General features: G+C 41.4%; 4 protein-coding genes. 2 read left to right on the top strand and 2 right to left on the bottom strand.

Annotated features, from left to right (window positions below):
• The coding region (locus VNZ46_RS00070; protein ID WP_325558016.1) for a PLP-dependent aminotransferase family protein at positions 1 to 1300 on the bottom strand (1300 nt) is incomplete at its 3' end.
• A gap of 94 nt (positions 1301 to 1394) precedes the next feature.
• Between VNZ46_RS00070 and VNZ46_RS00065 the strand changes: the two genes are divergently transcribed.
• Both VNZ46_RS00065 and VNZ46_RS00060 read left to right on the top strand, forming a co-directional pair.
• A complete protein-coding gene (locus VNZ46_RS00065; protein WP_325558015.1) occupies positions 1395 to 2291 on the top strand; it encodes a DMT family transporter in 897 nt (298 codons plus the stop codon).
• A gap of 69 nt (positions 2292 to 2360) precedes the next feature.
• The gene (locus VNZ46_RS00060; protein ID WP_325558014.1) at positions 2361 to 4058 is read left to right on the top strand and encodes a serine hydrolase; all 1698 of its coding nucleotides are present in this window, start codon (positions 2361 to 2363) and stop codon (positions 4056 to 4058) included.
• Here VNZ46_RS00060 and VNZ46_RS00055 read toward each other — a convergent pair.
• Positions 4024 to 5205: HAMP domain-containing sensor histidine kinase (locus VNZ46_RS00055; RefSeq protein ID WP_325558013.1), on the bottom strand; the 1182-nt coding region annotated here is incomplete at its 5' end. The genes VNZ46_RS00060 and VNZ46_RS00055 overlap by 35 nt on opposite strands.

Below are 5205 nucleotides of genomic sequence, written 5' to 3'. Positions count from 1 at the left end.
ACATACGTCCTGGCGAAATACTGATACCTTGCTTAATAGCCAGGTCGTATAACCTTGTAGTATCAACTTCCTTACTGAATTCTACCCATAGCGCAAGCCCTCCCAAAGGTCTGCTGATTTTAGTTCCCTCAGGGAAATACTGAATTATAGCATCAACGTAATTTTGATAATTATCCTGCAGCGTCCGGCGAAGCTGGCGTAAATGATGGTCATATTTTCCACGCTTAAGGAAATTAGCAACAGCTTCCTGAACCACAGAAGGTGAAGATATGGAATGAATTAATTTGAGTTTTAATAGCTTTTCTTTGTATTTACCCGGGGCCACCCAGCCTACTCTGTAACCTGGTGCCAGGTTTTTCGATACAGAGCTACACCACAAAACATTTCCTTCTTTATCAAATGACTTACAGCATTTTGGACGTTGTGTACCAAAATATAAATCGCCATAAATATCATCTTCGATAAGCGGAATATGATGTTTGGACAACAACTCGACAACCTCTTTTTTATGCTCTTCGGGCATACAGCTTCCCAATGGTGTATTAAAATTAGGAACCAGCAGACAAATATCAATTTTTGAAACAACTGCTTTTAAAGCCGCTATCTCTAAACCTGTAACCGGGTGTGTGGGAAGCTCCAATACTTTAAATCCAAGATTTATAGCCAATTGTAACGTGCCGGAATAACAAGGACTTTCCATCGCAATCGTATCACCCGGCTTTCCCAATGCCATTAAACACAAAGAAATGGCATTTATTGCTCCATTGGTTGTCACCAGATCATCTTCATGCAAGTTTCCGCCCCATGACAAAGATCTGGCGGCAATCATCCTCCGCAATTTCATATTGCCCTGTAAGGACTCATATTCCGCACCGCCTTCCCTCAATTCACGTGTTGCATATATAATTTCTTTTTTCAGTTTTGCCAGCGGCAATAAATCTCCTGACGGGACAGCAATCGAAAAAAGGGTAAGATCTCGGCTCCCCATATGAGCATACACTTTATCGATCAATTCATTGGGTTCTACATCTTTAGCAACAGATGATGGGCGGCTCACCTCCGGAAGGGGGAGCTTTAAATAAGAGCGCTGACTTACAAAATAGCCCGACTGCGGTTTTGATTCGATTAATGATTGTGCTTCCAGTTCCATAAATACCCGCTTTGCAGTATTCATACTGATCTGATGTTCTTTGCATAATATTCTCACAGAAGGCAATTTGTCTCCAGGTTTCAAAACTCCGCTGGTAATCTGGCTGGCCATTCCATTTGCAATTTCGTTATATAAAAAATCCCTGCTCATTTTGCTAAGATAACTGTATCCATTAAAAAACACAAAACTGATACTGTATTCATTAATACAGCTCTTTTACTTTCGTATAAAAATTATACCCCATATGATGAGTAATAAACTTTCTCTTGGCAAACCAACAGGAAACACCGACAAAGGCTGGATCAATGGCTTTATCGGTGTATTGATATTTAGCGGCTCTCTGCCAGCCACGAGGATGGCCGTACTAGACTTGTCTCCGATATTTGTAACCGCTGCCCGGGCCAGTATTGCTGCTCTGCTTGCAATTTGCATATTGCTCTTCTTCAAAGAAAAGAGACCTTTAAAAACCCAGCTTTTCTCATTGACAATTGTATCTCTGGGCGTAGTCTTTGGTTTTCCTCTGCTCTCTGCTCTGGCCCTTCAATATGTTACTTCAGCACATTCTCTGGTATTTCTCGGCATGCTTCCCCTGGCAACGGCAATCTTTGGCGTAATTCGTGGGTCTGAACGGCCCCGTCCAATATTTTGGGTGTTTTCTATCATAGGCAGCTTATTGGTTGTAGGCTTTGCGGTAGCCCAAGGTATTAGCGCCTCACCGAAAGGGGATATTCTGATGTTCCTTGCTGTTATTCTATGTGGACTTGGTTATGCTGAAGGAGCACAATTGTCCAAAACATTGGGTGGGTGGCAAGTGATTTCATGGGCGCTGGTTCTGGCATTACCAATCATGACGCCGATGGCACTTTACATGTTGCCACCATCACCTTCTAATATTGGCACATCAGCTTGGATAGGACTAGCTTATGTATCTGTATTCAGTATGCTCATCGGCTTCATATTCTGGTATCGTGGCCTAGCCCAGGGAGGTATTGCAGCTGTTGGACAATTACAACTCCTTCAACCCTTTTTTGGTTTAGCACTGGCAGCTACGCTACTACATGAAAAAGTGAGCATTGGAATGTTGGTAATTACCCTTGGCGTTATTCTCTGCGTTGCTGGATCCAGAAAGTTTGCAAAGTAAGTTCTTTATAAAGCCGTTGAAATCAGTAAATTCGGATAGTAAAGTACAGGTAAACCAAAGAGCCTCAAAATGATAAAATCAACCAGGTTAACGATCTTTTTAATTTTCTTCTCCCTAACTGTATACGCGCAGCAAAAACAAGCGCAAATACAGCGGTTGATGAAACGTGCAGGTATCCCCGGACTTTCGCTGGTTTACATTAAGAACGGAAAAATTAATGAAAAGTACCATATCGGCCTGCGCAGTAATGATACCAGACTTCCTGTTGATACAGAAACGGTATTTTCTGCTGCTTCGCTGAGCAAATCTGTATTTGCTTATGGTGTACTTCATCTGGTTGAAAAAGGAAAACTAGACCTGGACAAACCTTTGTATCAGTATTACGATTACCCTGATTTAAAGGATGAAGCCTATTTTCATCAGCTTACAGCCCGACATGTATTAAGCCATACCTCCGGACTGCCCAACTGGCGGAATGGTGACCACTTGAAATTTCTCCGCCAGCCAGGCAAACGTTTCGGATATTCTGGAGAAGGCTTCGTCTTTCTCGCTAAAGTGGTAGAGAAAATAACCGGACAGGATCTGGAAAGCTGGATGCAGGAAACTGTGTTCAAACCTTTGGGAATGCATAGAACTTCATACGTATGGCAAAAAGCATTTGATAATGACTACGCTATACCGCACATTGACATTGGTTTAACGGACTCGAAATATTTTCCTGTTAATACAAATTCTGCAGCATCTTTGCAAACAACAGCTATCGACTACGGTAAATTCCTGATGGCCTTGCTGAATAAACATGAGTTAAAAGGAAGCACATTTAAATTACTGTTTCAACCGCAGTCAAATAGCCAGGTAGATTCGGCTTTTAAAGAACTCTCATGGGGTTTAGGTATAGGCCAGCAATTTTCTGCCAATGAACATGCCTTGTGGCAATGGGGTGATAATGGAACATTTAAAGCTTATTTGATAGGTTATCCGGATAAAAAAGAAGGTTTGGTTTACTTCGCGAATAGCGAAGCCGGATTGGCCATAGCGAAAGATCTGCTGAATCTGTTTTTTAACAAGCCACAACCCGCCATTAGTTGGCTTGATCGGGATGCAACAGGTTTAACAGAATTCGAAGCATTAAACAGGTTGACTTCCGACTATTTTAATCAGGCCATGACTCCCTTTTTACAATATGGCACCAACCATCAGGACACGACTTTACTACCTGAAGCCAAAATGAACTTTCTTGGCAGACGTTTGATAGAGCTAAAAAAAGCAGAAACGGCGGAGCAGATATTCAACATGAATTTAATAGCCTATCCGGCATCTTCAGGAGCTTATGCGGGTCTAGGTGAAATACAACTCCGTTCAGGGCAAAGAAAACTGGCACAACAATCTTTTTTAAAAGCTTATGATCTGGATCCCAGGCATCCCCAAACCCGTGAGCTGGCGAAACGTTTGGACGCTGGTTCAATAGGCCAGGAAGCTGTTAAGAATAGCAAGCTAACCATTTTTAAACTTCCAACTTATGTAAGTGCCAAAATGGTAAGCCTGGCCGGAACCTTCAACAACTGGGATGAAATGACAAATCCGATGCGTTGGATTGATGGCGCATGGACACTTGCTTTAGATTTAAAGCCAGGAAAATATGAGTATAAATTTGTAGTAGACGGCGTTTGGATTCCCGATCCGAACAACAAGAAAATCAAAGAAGGCGATTTCAATTCAGTTATAGAAGTACCTAACTTGCAAAAGGAAGATCCACAAAAAAAGTAGTCTGGTCTCCAGGGTTACTTTCAAACCAAATTGATCCGCTATGTGCCTCTACAATCTGTTTAGAAATGGCTAATCCTAAACCGAAGGCTTGTTCTCCTGCTGTACCCGTTCTTTTCGCATTGGTGAACATATCAAATATTCTATCCTTCATTTCAGGTGGTATACCAATACCATTATCTTTTACGGAAATCAAAACACTCTCTGCTTTTGGTACCATCTGTATGTCAATAATACCTCCTTCGGGACTAAATTTGATAGCATTTGCAATCAGGTTACTCATCACCCGCCATAGCTTTTCCCTGTTTGCAGGTACACTTAATGGCTGTGTTTGAAGTTTGATCTCCTGCCCTTTCGCTTCCGCTTTATTTTGAAGCAGAGATACGCAATACTGCAACATTTCCCCGATATCAACGGGCTCCTTTGTGAGTTCTTCTGTTTTAAATTGTGTCTGTAACAGATCGCTCACCAGTTCAAGTGAATTTTGACTAGCTTCTTTGATCATTTCCAGCATAGTCCGCTCTTCCTCATCTCTGTTCGGATGATCCAGCATTATACCAGCAAGAGAAGTAATCGCTCCGATTGGGTTCCTCAGATCGTGCGCCGCAATCTTCATCATTCTGGTATTATCGTTCTGACTTTGCTCAAGCGCTACAAGTGTTTCCCTCATTTGCGAGTTTTGATTGATGATCTGTTTATTTAAATGTTTTACGCGTTTCAAGTTATGCCTGATAACAAGTAATACTGAAACAGCCAGAAAACAAGCCAGCACCACCAATATCAGTAAGACACTTTGATATTTAGAACGTTGTTTTAGGGACTTAATCTGTTCCTCCTTTAACGCATAATCCAGGTAATCTACACCGGATTCATTATTTATTTTTTGCTGTTCATCATGTACCTTGATCAGTTGTTTACTGTAATCTGAAGCTTTAACATTATCTCCTGCAGATGTATAAAGATCAAATAGTTTTCTGGCCAATAGCTCGTTATAAATGAGATAGCCATTTTTCTCAGCAATATCAAGCCCCTTCTGATAATACTTAGCTGCTTTTACCGGATCCGTTTTGACCAATTGATCGCCCATATCAATCAACATATCCATGCTCACATAATAGAGCTTTTTATTCAATGCATCAGTAATGGTTGT

Source organism: Pedobacter sp., from assembly GCF_035566355.1.
GTDB lineage: Bacteria > Bacteroidota > Bacteroidia > Sphingobacteriales > Sphingobacteriaceae > Pedobacter.
This window is presented reverse-complemented; position numbering and strand designations above follow the sequence as displayed.

Bases quoted from the DNA above. Each gene is read 5' to 3' on its own strand.
- VNZ46_RS00065 (WP_325558015.1), top strand. From the start codon at position 1,395: ATGATGAGTAATAAACTTTCTCTTGGCAAACCAACAGGAAACACCGAC.
- VNZ46_RS00060 (WP_325558014.1), top strand. From the start codon at position 2,361: ATGATAAAATCAACCAGGTTAACGATCTTTTTAATTTTCTTCTCCCTA.